Origin of the sequence: Erythrobacter litoralis HTCC2594 (assembly GCF_000013005.1) — a bacterium.
GTDB lineage: Bacteria > Pseudomonadota > Alphaproteobacteria > Sphingomonadales > Sphingomonadaceae > Parerythrobacter > Parerythrobacter litoralis_A.
This window is the reverse complement of sequence record NC_007722.1, coordinates 1,890,292-1,904,551: the sequence shown is the minus strand read 5'-3', so window position 1 is coordinate 1,904,551 and position 14,260 is coordinate 1,890,292. Positions and strand designations below refer to the sequence as shown.

Annotated in this window: 11 protein-coding genes; all 11 read right to left on the bottom strand. The window is 65.4% G+C overall.

Annotated features, from left to right (window positions below; all coding sequences use genetic code 11):
- Positions 1-122: 122 nt before the first annotated feature.
- From EL2594_RS09220 to EL2594_RS09175, 11 genes are read right to left on the bottom strand one after another with little or no spacing between them, the layout of a single operon-like run.
- Positions 123-2,966: a phage tail protein gene (locus EL2594_RS09220; RefSeq protein ID WP_011414788.1), complete on the bottom strand. Its 2,844-nt coding sequence runs from the start codon at positions 2,964-2,966 to the stop codon at positions 123-125.
- Positions 2,966-5,242, bottom strand: coding sequence for a baseplate J/gp47 family protein (locus EL2594_RS09215; RefSeq protein WP_011414787.1), 2,277 nt, complete (start codon positions 5,240-5,242; stop codon positions 2,966-2,968). The genes EL2594_RS09220 and EL2594_RS09215 overlap by 1 nt, the downstream gene beginning before the upstream one ends.
- A gap of 1 nt (position 5,243) precedes the next feature.
- Positions 5,244-5,648 carry a GPW/gp25 family protein gene (locus EL2594_RS09210; RefSeq protein WP_011414786.1) on the bottom strand — a complete coding sequence of 135 codons (405 nt, stop codon included), beginning with the start codon at positions 5,646-5,648 and terminating at the stop codon, positions 5,244-5,246.
- Entirely contained in the window at positions 5,645-7,681 is a 2,037-nt protein-coding gene (locus EL2594_RS09205; protein ID WP_011414785.1) for a hypothetical protein, read from the bottom strand. The genes EL2594_RS09210 and EL2594_RS09205 overlap by 4 nt, the downstream gene beginning before the upstream one ends.
- Positions 7,678-8,403 carry a phage baseplate assembly protein V gene (locus tag EL2594_RS09200; protein WP_011414784.1) on the bottom strand — a complete coding sequence of 242 codons (726 nt, stop codon included), beginning with the start codon at positions 8,401-8,403 and terminating at the stop codon, positions 7,678-7,680. Before EL2594_RS09200 ends, EL2594_RS09205 begins: the two co-directional genes overlap by 4 nt.
- On the bottom strand, positions 8,400-9,464 hold the full coding sequence (locus EL2594_RS09195; RefSeq protein WP_011414783.1) for a phage late control D family protein: 1,065 nt from the start codon (positions 9,462-9,464) through the stop codon (positions 8,400-8,402). Before EL2594_RS09195 ends, EL2594_RS09200 begins: the two co-directional genes overlap by 4 nt.
- Positions 9,465-9,474: 10 nt before the next feature.
- On the bottom strand, positions 9,475-9,627 hold the full coding sequence (locus EL2594_RS15350) for a hypothetical protein (RefSeq protein ID WP_011414782.1): 153 nt from the start codon (positions 9,625-9,627) through the stop codon (positions 9,475-9,477).
- Positions 9,628-9,637: 10 nt separating this feature from the next.
- Complete coding sequence (locus EL2594_RS09190; RefSeq protein ID WP_011414781.1) at positions 9,638-10,519, bottom strand: hypothetical protein; 882 nt, start codon at positions 10,517-10,519, stop codon at positions 9,638-9,640.
- The gene (locus EL2594_RS09185) at positions 10,516-11,001 is read right to left on the bottom strand and encodes a phage tail protein (protein ID WP_011414780.1); all 486 of its coding nucleotides are present in this window, start codon (positions 10,999-11,001) and stop codon (positions 10,516-10,518) included. The genes EL2594_RS09190 and EL2594_RS09185 overlap by 4 nt, the downstream gene beginning before the upstream one ends.
- Entirely contained in the window at positions 11,001-13,802 is a 2,802-nt protein-coding gene (locus EL2594_RS09180) for a phage tail sheath C-terminal domain-containing protein (RefSeq protein WP_011414779.1), read from the bottom strand. The genes EL2594_RS09185 and EL2594_RS09180 overlap by 1 nt, the downstream gene beginning before the upstream one ends.
- A gap of 4 nt (positions 13,803-13,806) precedes the next feature.
- Complete coding sequence (locus EL2594_RS09175) at positions 13,807-14,259, bottom strand: phage tail protein (protein ID WP_011414778.1); 453 nt, start codon at positions 14,257-14,259, stop codon at positions 13,807-13,809.
- Between the last annotated feature and the right edge of the window lies 1 nt (position 14,260).

Genomic DNA, 14,260 nt, shown 5'->3' with positions numbered 1-14,260 from the left:
CGGTGGTGAAGTTGACATGCCGGGTCGGGTCCAGTCGCGCTGAAGTCGAAGTTGCCGAAAAACTGGTGCAACATCCCATCATCTGTCTCCCGTTGAAGGCGGTGTGATTGTGTTCGGCCTGCTCAACATGCGAGCCTCTCCCTTCCGTCGGGCGCGCCTTGCGGACCGCCGGCAAAGCTAGCGCCGATCACGCTGCGTCCGAGCATGCTGGGGGGTATGAGTTGCGGCGCGCGGCTGCCGTCGCCGATTTCGGTATCGCGGCCCAGCCGTGCCTCGCCGACCCGGTTCATGGCCCAGAACAGGCGCACGTCGAACACGGCGTGGGCAGGCTTTTCCAGCGCGATGATCCGGCTGGCGAGGCTAAGTGCAGCATCTTCAGCCTCCGGGTCGAAGGCCGTCGATCGCCGCGGGATCAGGACCGAGAAGCGATGTGCCGAGCGATGGATGGGGGCCAGCGCACCCTCGAGGTCCAGCCAGTCGCGGATCGAGGCCTCCCGATCGGGAAGCTGGTCCGGCAGGGGAATATCGGAGAACGCGAGCCAATCCGTGCTCCAGTTCGCGTTCAGCCGGGCGATCGTTCCGTAGCGTTCGGACAGCAGTTCGCGCCACAACTCGCGGTTGCGAATGGATTGGGCGGTGTAGTCTTGCCAATCCTGAGAGGCTGCTTCGGCTGCCGAGCGGGGCAAGTGCGGCAAGTCGCCCGCATGGCCGCGAGCCTGCAGGAAGCCGTGCCAACGGGTTTGCTCGTTCCGCCCGAGGCTCGGGACGAAGCCGATCTGCACCTGAACGAAGGCGCTCCAGTCGCGCGGATTATCGTAGTCTTCGGCGACCAGCGAGAATGCAGCGGTCCGCTCTTCGGGCGGGGCATTGTCGAGCCCGCGCGCCCAGGCCCAGCGCTCGATCAGGCCCTGCTTGCCTTCGGCCGGGTGCCAGAGCGCTTCTTCGTCGATCACCGCATGGATGCCGGACGACAGCGTCGTGCTGCCAAAGGGACGTGCGCTTTTGCGGGTGCGGAAATGTTCGACGATGCGAATGCCGGAAAGGCCCGTTTGCGGAACGCCGGGCAAATCGAAATCGCACGCGTCGATATTCTCGTCGAAAGCGAGCGCGAGCGCTAACTGCAGGCCGGGAAGCGTGCCGCGCCACCCGAAGAACTTGGCCGCATGCGTGATGAACAAGCGCCGCCGCCGATCGTCCCAGACAGGGTCGAGTGCGACGTCGAACCAGTCGGCAAGCCAGTCGAGCGCCTCCGCCGGGGCCGTACGCGGATCGAATAGCAGCCGCGCCGCCGCGATCCGTTCTTCCAGCGGGGTGTTGACCCCTTCGGTAATGGCAAGGAAGCGCTCGATGAAATCGCCGGACACCGGGTCTTCGGAATAGACCTGCGGCAGGAAACGGCTCGAATAGGAGAAACGCGGATACCATAGCCGCAACGCCGTAATCAGCGGGGACTGGCGACCGTCGCCCTCCAGCGTGATCCGCAATTGCGCGTGTCGCCCTTTCAGCTTCTGCAACAGGACGTCCCAGCATTGCTGCGGGGCAAGGTCTTGTTCGGCGATACGCAGCAGCGACAGCGCGGGAAGCTCCGCCCGGTCGCCATTGGCATAGGGTATGGGTTGCTCGATCCAGCCCGCTTCGGGATCGATCGCGAACAGGGTTTCGTCGTCGAAGGTTCGCGCTTCGATACGGATGGTGCAGCCGCCCGGGATGCGCGCGTCCAGGCGGATGCGATCCCACTGGCATTGGTAGAGCCCGCTATCGAAAACCGGTGTTTCGAAAACGGTCTTTTCGGCAAAGCGGCAGCGATGCTTGATGCCGAGGCCGACCCAGCGCATCGGGTCGCCACTGTCGTAGTAGGTAAGGCCGCCTGCGGAGACGAAGCCTCGACCCCCGAACCGGCGCAGCGGGCGCAGATCGGGGTCTTCGCCGGCCTCCCATACAGCATCGTCGAGCTGGAGGATGACGGCATGCGCCTGGTTGCCCGAATGGCTCCAGAACAGCGCGGTGCGGGTCGGTTTATCTTCGGACTGCGCTTCCATTGCCTCGGCTGGAAGCAGGATCATGCCCAGCGCATCGAAAGAGCAATCGAGGAGCAGTGAGACGGTGCCGGTGTCCGACTGGACCAGATAGAGGCCGCAGTTCGCCCCCTCGCGGTGGTCGAGGACGAGCGCATGGCCTTTATCGAGATAGGCGAGCGCTATCGGTTCAACGAGCGATGAGAGATCGGCAAACCACGGCGAATGCTGGACAGTTTCGTGTGCCTGGCCACCGTCTTCCGGCTGGAACAGGCTCGCCTCGCTCGTACCCTCGTCTTCGGCGCACAGCCGGATATCGGCATTGATCCGGTAAAGCCGCTTGGCCGCTCCATCGAGCAGGAGCGCGCCGCCGTCGGGCGAGGCCGAGATGGCCTGGATCGAAAGGCCCACAGGATCGACAAAAGTGAAAACCTCCGGGCCACCGCCACCCACGAGATCGAAGCGCAACAGTGTGCCATCATCGCGGGCAGCCAGCAGATAGTCCCGGCATAGAGCCTCGACGACCGAGAAAGGCGCTTCAGGCTCGGCAGGTTCGCAATCCTCGAACACGGTGTCTGCCGCAGGTGCGGCCCCGCGCGGATCGGGCCAGAAGGGCGAGACTTGCCGCGTGCCCGCCGATTGGACGGTAACGCCCATCCGGTCGTCGGAAATCACATAGATATTGCCATGCCGATCGGCCGTGACGCTGCGCCGATCGGTGATCAGCACGGGGTTTTCACCCAGTGTCGCCGGCAGGTCCTGCGGCAGGCGCGCAATGCCGATGGCCGCGTGCTCTTCGCGCCACTCGGGGACGAAGCTGCGCTGTTCCACCGTCAACGGGTCGTCCCAAATGTCGCCGAGCAGATTGCGCTCCTCGCCCGAAACGACATGGCAGCCGCTCCAGTCGGCTTCTCCGAGAAGCAGGTGATAGAGGGAGCCGTTGACGTTCATCAGCAGGTCTCCGCGACGATCGGCACGGGCAGGAGGCTGGTGCTGTCGCCATCGCTATCTTCGCCACCGCTGCCGGTTCCGCGCAGGCCGTCGATCGGGCTGGCAGCACCTACCGACACCGCGATGCCGAGAATTTCGGGCAATTCGAGGCCTTGCAGCGCGACGTCGGCTACGGCCTGCCCGGTGTTTCGCGCCAGCAGCACTTCGGACACCGATTCCACGCCCGGCGCGCGCGCGGCCTCGGCGAGCAGTGTGGCAGCATGTACCGGGCGGTTGCGCGGCCAGCCGCGCAAGGCGGGGTCGACGTCGGGACCGTAGAGTTGCGGCATGAGCGCGGCGCCGCGGAGCTGCGGATGCGGGAGCGGGCTGAGATAGCTCTTCAGCCGCGCCTTGACCGCTTCGACCGTCTCGGTGATCGAATGTCCGCCCGCGACCTTGATCCCCACCGAGACCCACAGCCCGACATACTTGGGCCCGTGCAGCGCAATTTCTGTGGTCACCAAGCGGCGCGGTTCGAGATAGCGGCAGAGGGTATCGAGGAAGCGACCGTCAGGCCGAGGGGCATCGGGATGGGCCGGGTCGCTGCCGGGCACGACCATCAAAGTGACCGCGCCGGGGGCTGTGTCCGGCGTAACCGGTATAACCGAAGGATGCGCCGCAGGGATGACATCGACCCGCCCCAGCGCAATTCCGGGCGCGCGCCAGGCGATCGAACGGAAGTCTTCCGCCGTGACCAGCCGGTCGCGGTGCTGCAGCATCCGGCGCACCTGCTTCTCGCCGTCCTCGATGCTTTCGGCATCCGACCCGCCCCATGTCGGGACCGGATTGGTGGCCTTGATCCCGGCCGGCACGTTGACGCCTTCCTTGAGCGCGCCTGCGCCGACATTGCCCTTGGCGCCTTCGGAATAGTCGTAGCTGGCGTAGATCGTTTCGCCATCGCGCGGACGGCGACCGTTTGCGCCATCGCCGAAACGGACTTCGCCGGCCTCGGCATCGATAGTGAAGACATCCACCGGCGAGTCCTGCATCGGCGCGCCGTAGCCCGTCACTTCCGCTCCGGCCGCGCTGAGATCGTCGATCTCGGACCAGTCGCGGCGGGTGTTGTTGTGTACGCTCATGATCGAGACGCTTCCGGCAACCACCGGGGCGCGCCCCAATTGCCGGATCTGCGATGGCCGCCCATCGCCATCCGTCAGCCTTTCGCTGCTCACCCGGACGAACTGGCGCACCGGCGCGGCATTGACGCCCATCCAGTCGAAGCTGAAGTCCGCGCTGCTGTTGGCGCTGACCTTGATCCACGTGACGATCCGCTCGGCCAGCGCGCCATCCTCGATCTGGGGCGGGAGGTCGCCGACGCCGCCTTCCAGCGGGTCGAGGTCGGACCAGGTGGCGATCGCTGCCGGGTCGCTCGGCAATTGCAGCTGGACCACGCCGGACTGGCGGGTCGGGTCGAAATCCGCCTGCGCTTCGATGTCGCGATAGCCGGCAATGGGGCGGTCGTCGGCATCGAAGGCGATCCCGTCGGCCACCGCCGGAAGCGCGAAATCGAGAAAGTCGACGGCGTTGCTGCCAAGGCTGATCGGCAGGATGTGGTCTTCGCGCAACTGGCTCGGCACGATGCCCAGCGACAAGGTGCGCCCGGCCAGAGCGTCGCGCACGGCGGCCCAGGGATCGCTGGCAGCCGCGTCGCGATCGTCGCTGCGACCGACCAATGCTATCCAGAGCGCATTGTCGACCGTTCCGTCGAAGCCGAAGGGGGCATTGCCGGCGATTTCGGTCGCTTCGTAGAGCGACAATTCAGGCGGCATCTCGCGGCCATAGGAGGCGTAGAGCAACTCGTAATAGGCGCGCGTGTCGGCATCGGGATTGCGCAGCGGGACCTTGCGATAGATCCGCGCTGCGATCGGCAAAGCGTCGATCAACAGGCCGGTGCGGTAAGGAATCTTCTGCGCCAGCAGTTCGGTACCGGCGGCGATATGCGCCTCGGTCAAGGGGCCGCGCTCGTTGGCAAAGGCAACGAGCCCGCGCGCCTCGCGGGCCGGCTCCAGCCCGATCCCGAGTAATTGCAGGAACTTCGCGCGGTTGAGATCGGGGACCTGGTTGGCCCGGTAGATCATGCTCTCGGTGATGTGCGCGTAGAGCTGCAACAGCGTGATGCCGGGGTCGGCATTGCCGAAATTGGTCCACTCGGGCGTGTGGACCGGGATGCGCGCGATCATCTCGTCGACGAGATCGCGATAGGTGCGGGGATCGAGGCGAGGCGCGGGCAGCGGCATCCTACACGCCTCCCTGCGCATCTGCGCCGACGGGCACGTCGAGCGCGATCCGTTCGCGCTGGCCGGTGGCGACGAGCGAATAGGTTACGCTGGCGATGGCGGTTTCGGCCTGCCGCGGATCGCCTTCCACCTCGACCTGCTCGACCTTGATCCGCCGCTCCCACTTGGCGAGCGAACGCTCGATGTCCTTGGCCAGCCGCGCGTGGGTCGCGGCATTGTTGGGCTCGAACAACATGCGGGGCAGGCCGGCACCGAATTTCGACAGAGCGACCCTTTCGCCCAAATCGGTTTGCAGGATCAGCGCGATGGATTCGCGGATATTCTGCTCGCCGCGAGACCAGGCAATGCGCCCGTCGGCCCCGGCGATGAGAGGAAATGCGACGCCCTGACCCAATGGATCCGTCATGAAGACCCTCCCTTGGCGGTGAAGTTGGGCAGCGGGAAACAGGCGATCAGCCATGGCACCCATTTGAAGATGAAATCGAGCAGCTTGACGATGATCATCAGCAGGATCAGCGCGCACAGAGTTACGATCGGGATCGACAGCGAGCAGATCATGCCGATGTCGACTTCGCCGTCCTTGCAGCCGCCGCCTGCGCCGACGTCGATATCCTTGTGCAGCGGCCAGGGCAGCACTTGCCGGATCAGGTCGATCAGCCCCAGCCCCTTGGCGCGCTGCACCTGGCCGCACAGCATGTTGGACATGACGAACGCTGTCCCGCGCGCATGCTTCCGGAGGCCCGCCGGGCTGGTGTCGCGTGGGAGCATGATCTTGATCTCGCGCGCGGGTGCATCGGGATCGAAGAAGCTCGCCATGCGGAAGCGTTCGGTGGGCTGCGAAACCGTCGGCGGGTGGAGCGGGCCGCAATCGCAATTGCAATGCGCGAAGCGGATGCAGAACAGGCCTTCGTCGTCGGCGGTTTCGAGCATGACCTTGCTCAGCCGCTCCGCAAACGGCAGCGGACGCGCGGTCTCCTCAGTGGACACCGGCAGAGCACGCCCGACGAGGACGCTGATCCGGTCCACCAGCTTGGCCTGTTCCTCCGCAGCGCTGATCGCTCCGGTGAGCGGGGAAGAGAATTGCGCCACTTCGACGCCGTCGTTGTCGGCTTCTACCACCGGAAGGCCGGGGAGATGTTTGAATGGCCCATCCAGCCCGATACTGCCGCCTTCTCCGACGCTGCCGATCCCGGCGAGCAGGTAATGGAAAGCTGGCCATTCTGTGCCTGTGCTTCCCGGAACGTAATCGGTTTCGACAGCTTCGAGGGTTTCGGCGACGCCCGACTGCAAGACCCGGTTGAGGGCATCGCGCATGGACGCGGCATATGTCTTGCCCGGCGTCGACATGCCGTTCTGCAGTCGCGTTTGAACGGGCGTGCTATCCAACCATTCGAGCAGGTTTCTCTCGCCGGTCGATAGACCTGCGGTCGAGCCGGAACCGAGGCGAGCGGCGACATTGGCAATGTGCCGCTGCAGGAAATGCCCGAAATCGAGCAGCAACAGCCAACTCTGCATCTGTAGCTGGTAATTGCGCTTGCGCAGCGTAGCCTGTTTCTCTGCAGGATCGCCTTCGGTATCGATGCGGAGTTCTTCCGCCTCCTTGTAGATCACGCGGATCATCGCCTTCCACGGCTCGGCGACATCCATCCGGAACTCCGACAGACGCGCCTGCGTGCTGTTGGCGGATGCCGCCGGCGCAGCGGGGGAGAGCGCCGCTTTCTGCCCCTCAACGAGCGATACGGCCTCGCGCACGACCGGTGCGGCGATATAATCGTCGCGCTTTCCGACCGGGATATTGCCGCCCCAAGTTTTCCGGCGGATCGTCTCGCCTTCGCGATGCGAGATCGGGAAGACGGGAAGCATTTCCTCGCCCGGTGCGAGCACGGATGGATCGCTGTCCGAAACGCGTTGCCAGCGGGGTTCGTCGCCGGGAATCCAGGCGTATTCGACCAGGTCGCTGCCCTCGGCTGTCGAGGGCATCAGGCGACGCAGCAACATGCCGACGGATTCGTGGCTTCCCCGCAGCTTGCGGTCGGGCAGGCCGGACGTTGCGCAGGCTAGCGTGGCAGTGGCGACATAGTGCCGCTGGTGTGCAGGCTGGTAGAGCTTGAGCAGCGGCGCATCGGGGACTTCGGGTGCAACGGGGGCGGGCGTCTTGCCGCGCAGCATGAAGCGGTGGTTTGCCTTCACCGGAGCAGGCAGCGGAACCCGCTGGGCAAGGTCGGGGCGTGCCGTCTCGCCCGGCGGCGTGCGCCAGGTTTCATGACGCGCAACAAACGCCGCGAGCGCGCCGGGGTCGGTGTCCATCGCGCCAAGCAACTGGTCGGCGAAATCGTCTTGCGCGAAGCGGAGGATGGCCGGGGTCAGTCCGGGCTGACCGGCCGCGCGCCAGAGCGGGCGCGGCGCGGCCCAAGTGAGCGGATGATCGAGCGCCGTCACCAGATATTCCCCGCGCCGGGCGTGTAGGTAGCGGCGGATACCGTGGTCGCGACCACGGTCTGCGCATTGACGACACCCGAAAAAGTCGATGTCGCCGCGTTCACGGTGACGGCGGTCGCATCGACGGTGACGGTGCTGGCTTCCACCTTGACCAGTGCCGAAGCGCTGACGGTGACACCGGAAGCATCGAGCGTGACGGAATTGCCGTTGCTGTCCTCGATCTCGACCACGCCGGGCCCGTCGGAGAGTTTCACTTTCTGCCCGCCCGGCGTTTCGAGATGCAGCTTCTCCTGTCCGTCGCTGTCGTCGAGCATGATCTTCACACCATTGCGCGACCGGATCAGCTTCTTGTTGTTGGCATCGGAATGCTCGGCCTCGGGCGGGCTGTCCTGCCCGTTCCACAGGCCGCCGAGGATGTAGGGTCGGCGCGGGTTGCCCTGTTCGAAAGCGACCAGCACTTCGTCATCGACATCGGGCAGGAACCAGCTGCCGCGATCGGGACCTGCGAACAATGTCGCCATCCGGGCCCAAGCGAGATAGCGCTCGTCGTCGGGATCGGGCGACCACGGCAATTCGATCTGGATGCGGCCCTGGCCCTCGGGATCGGCCAGCGAAACGACTTTGGCCGGAGCGACCCCGTACCACAGGCCGCCGAGCCCTTCGGCGCCGCGCGGATCTGCGCTGCCCTGCGTGAGGCCGGGATAGAACATGCCCGGCTTCATGATGCGTCTCCGATACCGGGGCGGTCACAGCGGAACTCGGTGATGGCGCCGGAGTCAGGGTCAAACAGGTGCGTGACGGACGTGGCGCGATATTCGCCGTCGAAGAGTCGCCCGAGCCCGGCAAGCTCGAGCTTCGCGCCGACATGGATCAGCGGATCGGTTTCGCACAGGCCTTCGCCGGTCACGAAATCGCGGGCCATCCTGCGATAGGCGCTTTCGGCAATCTCGCGCGCTTCGCTTTGCGAGGCGGGCAGGCAGTGAGCAAGGACTTCGTTGCGAGCGGTGATCTTTTCATCGAGCAGCGCCGAGCCGCCCAGATCGCTGCCGAGATCGTTGGCTATGACCGACGCATCGGCAGTGTGGCTGGCCTCGCTCTTGTTGCCGACGTCCCAGCCGCCGACAGTAATCGTGCTGCGCTGCCCGGCGAGATCGCCAGTGACATCGAAAGCGCGCAAGGTCCCGGCCCAGCGCAATTCGACCGCTGGCGTGCCTTCGTCGGAGCGGATGTGCAGCGTGTCGCCGTCGACCGTAACCGACGCTCCGAAGCGACGCGCAAGGTCGAACAGGAAAGCGAAATCGGTCTGGTTGACCTGCGCGATGAGCGGCGCGGCGGCAGCCTGCACCTCCACCTGTGCGGTCAGCCCGTGGGCGTCGGCGACGGCGCGTGCGACATCTTCCAGCGTGGCGTCTTCGAAGCTTCGGCTGCGGCGCGTCATCCGGAGCGCCTGCAGGCTATCTTCAGCGCAGAACGAGAGCGTCGGCGGGCCGGCTTCGGGATAGTGGCCACCGATGGCGGAAATCCTGCCTGTGAAGAGCGGGGCGTCGTCGATGCTGATTTCGACCTCTTCGCCGAAGTCGATCACTTCGCGGTCGTAGAAGCGGAAACCCGCATCGTCGCCGCCCCAATTGCCGAATTCGAGCTCGGCCGTGCTCACGTCTTCGAGCGAGCTGTGCAGGCGATAGCCGATCAGCGCGGCTTCCAGCTCGGGCTGAGCGGAGCCGCCGACGGAAATCGTGGGTCTCGAGGGGCGGCTGGGCAGGCGGGCGACGGTTGCGGTCATTGTATCTCGCTCAGTTCCTCGCCATGCGCATCTGCCGCGCGACAGCCATGCGGACCCGGCGGCCGTGGGCGCGCTCGGTGGCTTGCGGCGATGCGCCGTTGGCGGAGGTCGCAGGCGGAGGCGCTTCGCCGAGAGTTTCGAACTCGTTGATGACGACGGACATGGCGATGCTCCTATTCGATCCGCAGCTTGGGCAGCGGCGGGGTTATGACGCTGGGCAAGCCGATCTGGGGGCCGGTGGCAGGGACTGCTCCGGCCTGCGGCAGGCCGGAGCTGAGGCCGATGGATGCGCCCTGCGGGCCGATCGACAGTCCCGCGCCCACACTCACACCGAGGGGCGGGGGTTTGACCTTGATCTTGGGCAGCGAGACCTTGGCATTGAGATCGAGCAGCTTGCCCGGCTTCATCCGCAGTGGGTCTTCGACCTTGTTAGCCTCGGCAATGGACTGCCAATCGTCACCCTTGCCTTTCTTATCGGCCATCTTCTGGAGGCTGTCACCGTCCTTGGCCTGGTCGAGCGGCTTGTTGCCCTGCTGCTGCGGGACCGCGCCGGTGCCGTCGAAATTGGAAACGAGAATCTTCTGCTGCGTGAAGCCCAGCGCCATATTGGCGCGCAGCGGCTTGCCTTCGGGGGAGAAGAACTCGAGATTTTCCTCCATCGAGGTGACGAGACCGTCGAAGATCAGGTTCGACCACTGAAAGCGCACGCCCGGCGGGACGAGCTTGGTGTTGTCGCCGGAGAATTCCTGAGGCGTCATGAAATAGAGCACCTCCTTGGTCTTGCGGCGGACATCGTCGACCGGATCGGTTTCCATCGCCGTGACGTCGAACCACAGCGTGACCGTCAGCGTGGTGCTTCCGGCGCCGACAAATTGCTGACCCGAGGTGCCACTGTTCTGGTCGCCGCCCTCAGGCTGCTGCACTTCGTTGGCGAAGGCGAGCTTAAGCGTTTCCGGGTTGAACTGGACCTCGACGTTCCGGCCTCCGTCCTTGACGGTTTCGAGATCGTCTTCGAGTTCGATCAGTCGGGCCATGGCCAGGGTCGTCTCGCTCATGCCGCAGCCTCCGCCTGATCCTGAGATTGTTCTTCGACCAGCTCGAACTTGTCGTAAGCGAGCTGGAATTCCTCGACCGCAATCGCGCCATCCTTGGCATTGAGGGCCGGTACCTTGAGCTTGGTCGGGATGCAGCGCGACAGGCGGAAGCGCGCCAGTTCCTTTTTGCCGTCATCGGCGAGCAGGATCACGTCGGCACTGGCGCGCAGGTAGGGGTTCTCGATCGACTTGCGAAACCACTTCCACAGGTCGAGATTGCCGGTCATTCCGCGCTTCAGGACAAGGTTGGTGTAGTTGATTACGGCCGGCACGCGCCAGGCGCGATCGTTGGCACCGCCCGAGCGAATGGTCTGGACATCCATCGTCATGTCGAGCCCGTCGCACTCGGTGAACGCGGCTTCGCACAGCGGCTTGCTGTCGCCCTGCGGGGTGATCTCGACTGCGTAGTTGAACGTGTTCCAGGGCCGGTCCGTGAGCGCCATCAGGCCGCCTCCTCGAGCGTCAGGCGCTCGCCCTTCTGGACCAGCGCGATCTCGATGAATTCGAGCGGGTGGGCGGGGGCGATGCCGATTTCGGCGAGGATACGCCCGTTATCGCGATCGGCTCGCGAATTGCGCAGCCGGATGAAATAGCTCTCGCGCGAGACCCTGCCGGAGAAGGCGCCCCGGCGCTGGAGGATGTCGAGATGTTCGACGATCTCGCGCTCGATGGCGCGCCGCGTGGCCGGTCCGTTGGGTTCGAAAACGAAAGGGCGCCCGAGCGAGAGCAGCATCCGGCGCAGCATGATCATCAGCCGCCTGATATTCACCTGTCCCCAATCGGCTCCGCCCGACAGGCTGCGCGCGGCATGGGCGACGAAGCCGAGCGGGCGCTGCTGGATGAGGTTGATGCGGGCCTGATCGGTCGGCAGCCAGTCCTCCCGAGCGATCGCGGGATAGAGACCGACAGCATTGGCGAGATGGCGGTTGGCCGGTGCGAACCACGCGCCGCGATTCTGCGCCAGCGCGGCGATGTGCCCCGCCACCGCGCCGTCCGCCGGGACCGTCAGCAGCGCATCCTCGCGACCCCCGGCGACCCAGGGATGGAACAGCGCGCCGTAGGAGAGCGATCGCTCCTCGCGGTCGGTCAAAGCCGCATCGCCGAAGCCTGCAGTCGTGAGCTGCGCCATGTAATCCTGGGCGTCATCTGCGCGAAATGCGCGCGGCAGGCTGAGTAGCGCGGTCATGGCTGCCGATCCGGCGGCGAGCCGCAGCATGGCGACATGGACCCGCAACACTTCGTCGCGATCGACGGGCAGCGCGGCATAATCGCTCGCCCTGACGATCACACGGCGAGCGGAATAGGGTGATGTGTTCCCGTCGCGCTCGGTGCGCAGGCGGTAGTAATAGGCTCCCTCTGCGCGATCGGTCAGCGTGAGCTCGCTATCGGTCCCGCGCCAGACCTCCACCGCGTCGGTAAAGTCGTGCCGCGCGGATTCTTCGAGCACGAACACCGTGTCGGCGTCCGTGGTCGAAAAGCTCAACCGGAAACTGCCGCCGCGCGAGGGATAACGCGGCGCACCCAGCCGTGGCCGGGCAAGCACCGCCACGCTGCTGTCGAGAAATCCGCCGAAGTCGGGTGCGTCGAGCTCTTCGGGCCCCTCGACCAGGCACGGGCCGGTGTGATCGTGCCAGTTGGTCGGTGCAAACGTGCCCGGCTCGGGGCTGGGCAGGTCCGCGGTGTCGTCGCGCAAGGCCCAGCCGGGCTGTGCGGCATCGGGGACCGCAAGGATCGAAGCATCTCCGACCGAGTCCCCCGGAATGTCGTAGGCGGCGTGCATGCCGAACAGGCGCTGGTTTTCGAGATCGAGGCGCTGCACCGCGAGCCGGTCGATCTCGCGGGTCGACTGACCGGCAAAGGCCGGGTCGACAAACAGTCGATGGTCGAACGGGACGAGACCGCTGCGCTGGAGGGGGCGTTGCTCGCCAGACGAATAGGGCAGGCTCGCGGCATTGAAATCCGCGCCGAGACCGAGAGGGATATAGGCGGCCCGCAGCAACGGACGCTGGCCGAGCGTAGCCGTGCCCTCGACGAATGCCCGCGCAAGGTCTTGCGTCGCAACACCGCCGGCATGGCGTTGCCGGACTGTCTCGATCTCGCCGGAAATTTCGCTGGCTAGCGCGACAAGCGGGCGGGCAACGGCGGCGCGCGCCTCGTCAGCGGCGTAGTGCGCATCGTCGGTGCTGAAGGCGAACAGCGAATTGCGCGCTTCCGGTGTGAGACTGATCCCGCTGTCGATCCGCGTTTCGCCGTCGAGCTCGGTGCGCAGATCGAGCGAAAGCCGCGTCGCCACGAAAGGCGTTTCCGGTACGCGCGAGCCGACTTGCTGCCAGGCCGGGCCGCGGGCTTCGTTTCCGTCGACGACATCGGCGCGCAGCCATACCGCTTCGCCCTGCTGGTAGAACAGCACCCACGATCCGACCGTGAGCTGGGTGTACTCGCTGTCGAGCACCACGCGGCTTGTCGGTCCTTCGAAGAACTGCGCATCGACGCGATTGCGGCGGTTGGTCAGCCGCGCATGACCGGTTTTGGCGGGTGTTTCCTCGGTGATCTCAAGGAAGGAACTCGACCAGGCCGCCCAGAGATGCCCATTCTCGATGTGGACGACCTTGGCGTAGCGCAGAATGCCTGCATCGTATTCGCGCAGCTCGATCAGGTCGCCGATCGACAGCGCGCTGCGGCTCTCGAAGCGGAGGCCCCAGCGGTGATGGCGCGCGTCGACCACAGAGATCGGGGCACGCAGGACCCGCGCCGAAACGGCCAGCGGATCGGACCAGGCCCCGGCCGACGCGGCCTCTATCTCGGCCGGCTCGACACGACTTTCGCCGCTGCCGACACGCGGAAAGCGCCCGAGCAATCCGCTGAGCGCAATGCGGTTGCTGGCGATGATCGTCGAATCGTCGATTGCCTCGTCCTTTGCGCGCCAAGCTGCGACCAGGTCTTCGCTCCATGCGACACGGATGACCCAGCACCTTTTGCCGCCATTGGAAAAAAACGCCCGCACGCACGGTCCGAGATTGGCAGTGAGTGTCGAGCCGCTGGTGTGATCGAACGCCAGCGGAACGGTGCCCCCGAAAGCGGCTTCGAATGCTGCGACAGATTCGACCAGCACCGGGCGATGGCAGGGGCCGCGCGCGGCAATACCGACGAACACCGCCACATCCATACGCGGGAACCTGTCGCCAACCGGTGGGGTCGGCGAGGCTTCCACGCGGATGCCGGGGAGGCGGTGCGCCGCGTACATCGGCTTATTCCATCTCCAGTCGTTCGTAGGCCAGGACCATCTCCTGCATGGCCACGTCGGTGCCCTTGGCGTTGAGCGGCCCGCTGGTGTGTTTCATGATCCGCGCGCGGATCAGCTTCCAGGTCATGATGGTCTCGGAATGATCCTCGCTCATCAGTGAGACAGTGACCGTGCGCATGGCGCTGACCGCGCCGTTGCGAATGTCGTCGAGCCACTGGTAGAGTGTAAGCGAGCCGATGATCCCGGTCTTGAAGGTCGCATCGGTCGCCTTGATCAGACCGTTGACCTTCATCACCGAGTTTTCGAGGCTGTTGCCGTTGCGATATTCGGCCAGCGCGACTTCCATTCCCATGCCGCTGACTTCCTGAAAGCCCGCATCGGGTCCGTCGGTATTGCCGTTGCCCATGTCGACCAGGAAATTGAACTGGTTGACGGGCCGCTGTTTGAGGGTTGCCATG

Bases quoted from the DNA above. Each gene is read 5' to 3' on its own strand.
- EL2594_RS15350 (WP_011414782.1), bottom strand. From the start codon at position 9,627: ATGTCCGTCGTCATCAACGAGTTCGAAACTCTCGGCGAAGCGCCTCCG.
- EL2594_RS09175 (WP_011414778.1), bottom strand. From the start codon at position 14,259: ATGGCAACCCTCAAACAGCGGCCCGTCAACCAGTTCAATTTCCTGGTC.
- EL2594_RS09185 (WP_011414780.1), bottom strand. From the start codon at position 11,001: ATGGCGCTCACGGACCGGCCCTGGAACACGTTCAACTACGCAGTCGAG.
- EL2594_RS09210 (WP_011414786.1), bottom strand. From the start codon at position 5,648: ATGACGGATCCATTGGGTCAGGGCGTCGCATTTCCTCTCATCGCCGGG.
- EL2594_RS09200 (WP_011414784.1), bottom strand. From the start codon at position 8,403: ATGAAGCCGGGCATGTTCTATCCCGGCCTCACGCAGGGCAGCGCAGAT.
- EL2594_RS09180 (WP_011414779.1), bottom strand. From the start codon at position 13,802: ATGTACGCGGCGCACCGCCTCCCCGGCATCCGCGTGGAAGCCTCGCCG.
- EL2594_RS09215 (WP_011414787.1), bottom strand. From the start codon at position 5,242: ATGCCGCTGCCCGCGCCTCGCCTCGATCCCCGCACCTATCGCGATCTC.
- EL2594_RS09190 (WP_011414781.1), bottom strand. From the start codon at position 10,519: ATGAGCGAGACGACCCTGGCCATGGCCCGACTGATCGAACTCGAAGAC.
- EL2594_RS09220 (WP_011414788.1), bottom strand. From the start codon at position 2,966: ATGAACGTCAACGGCTCCCTCTATCACCTGCTTCTCGGAGAAGCCGAC.
- EL2594_RS09195 (WP_011414783.1), bottom strand. From the start codon at position 9,464: ATGACCGCAACCGTCGCCCGCCTGCCCAGCCGCCCCTCGAGACCCACG.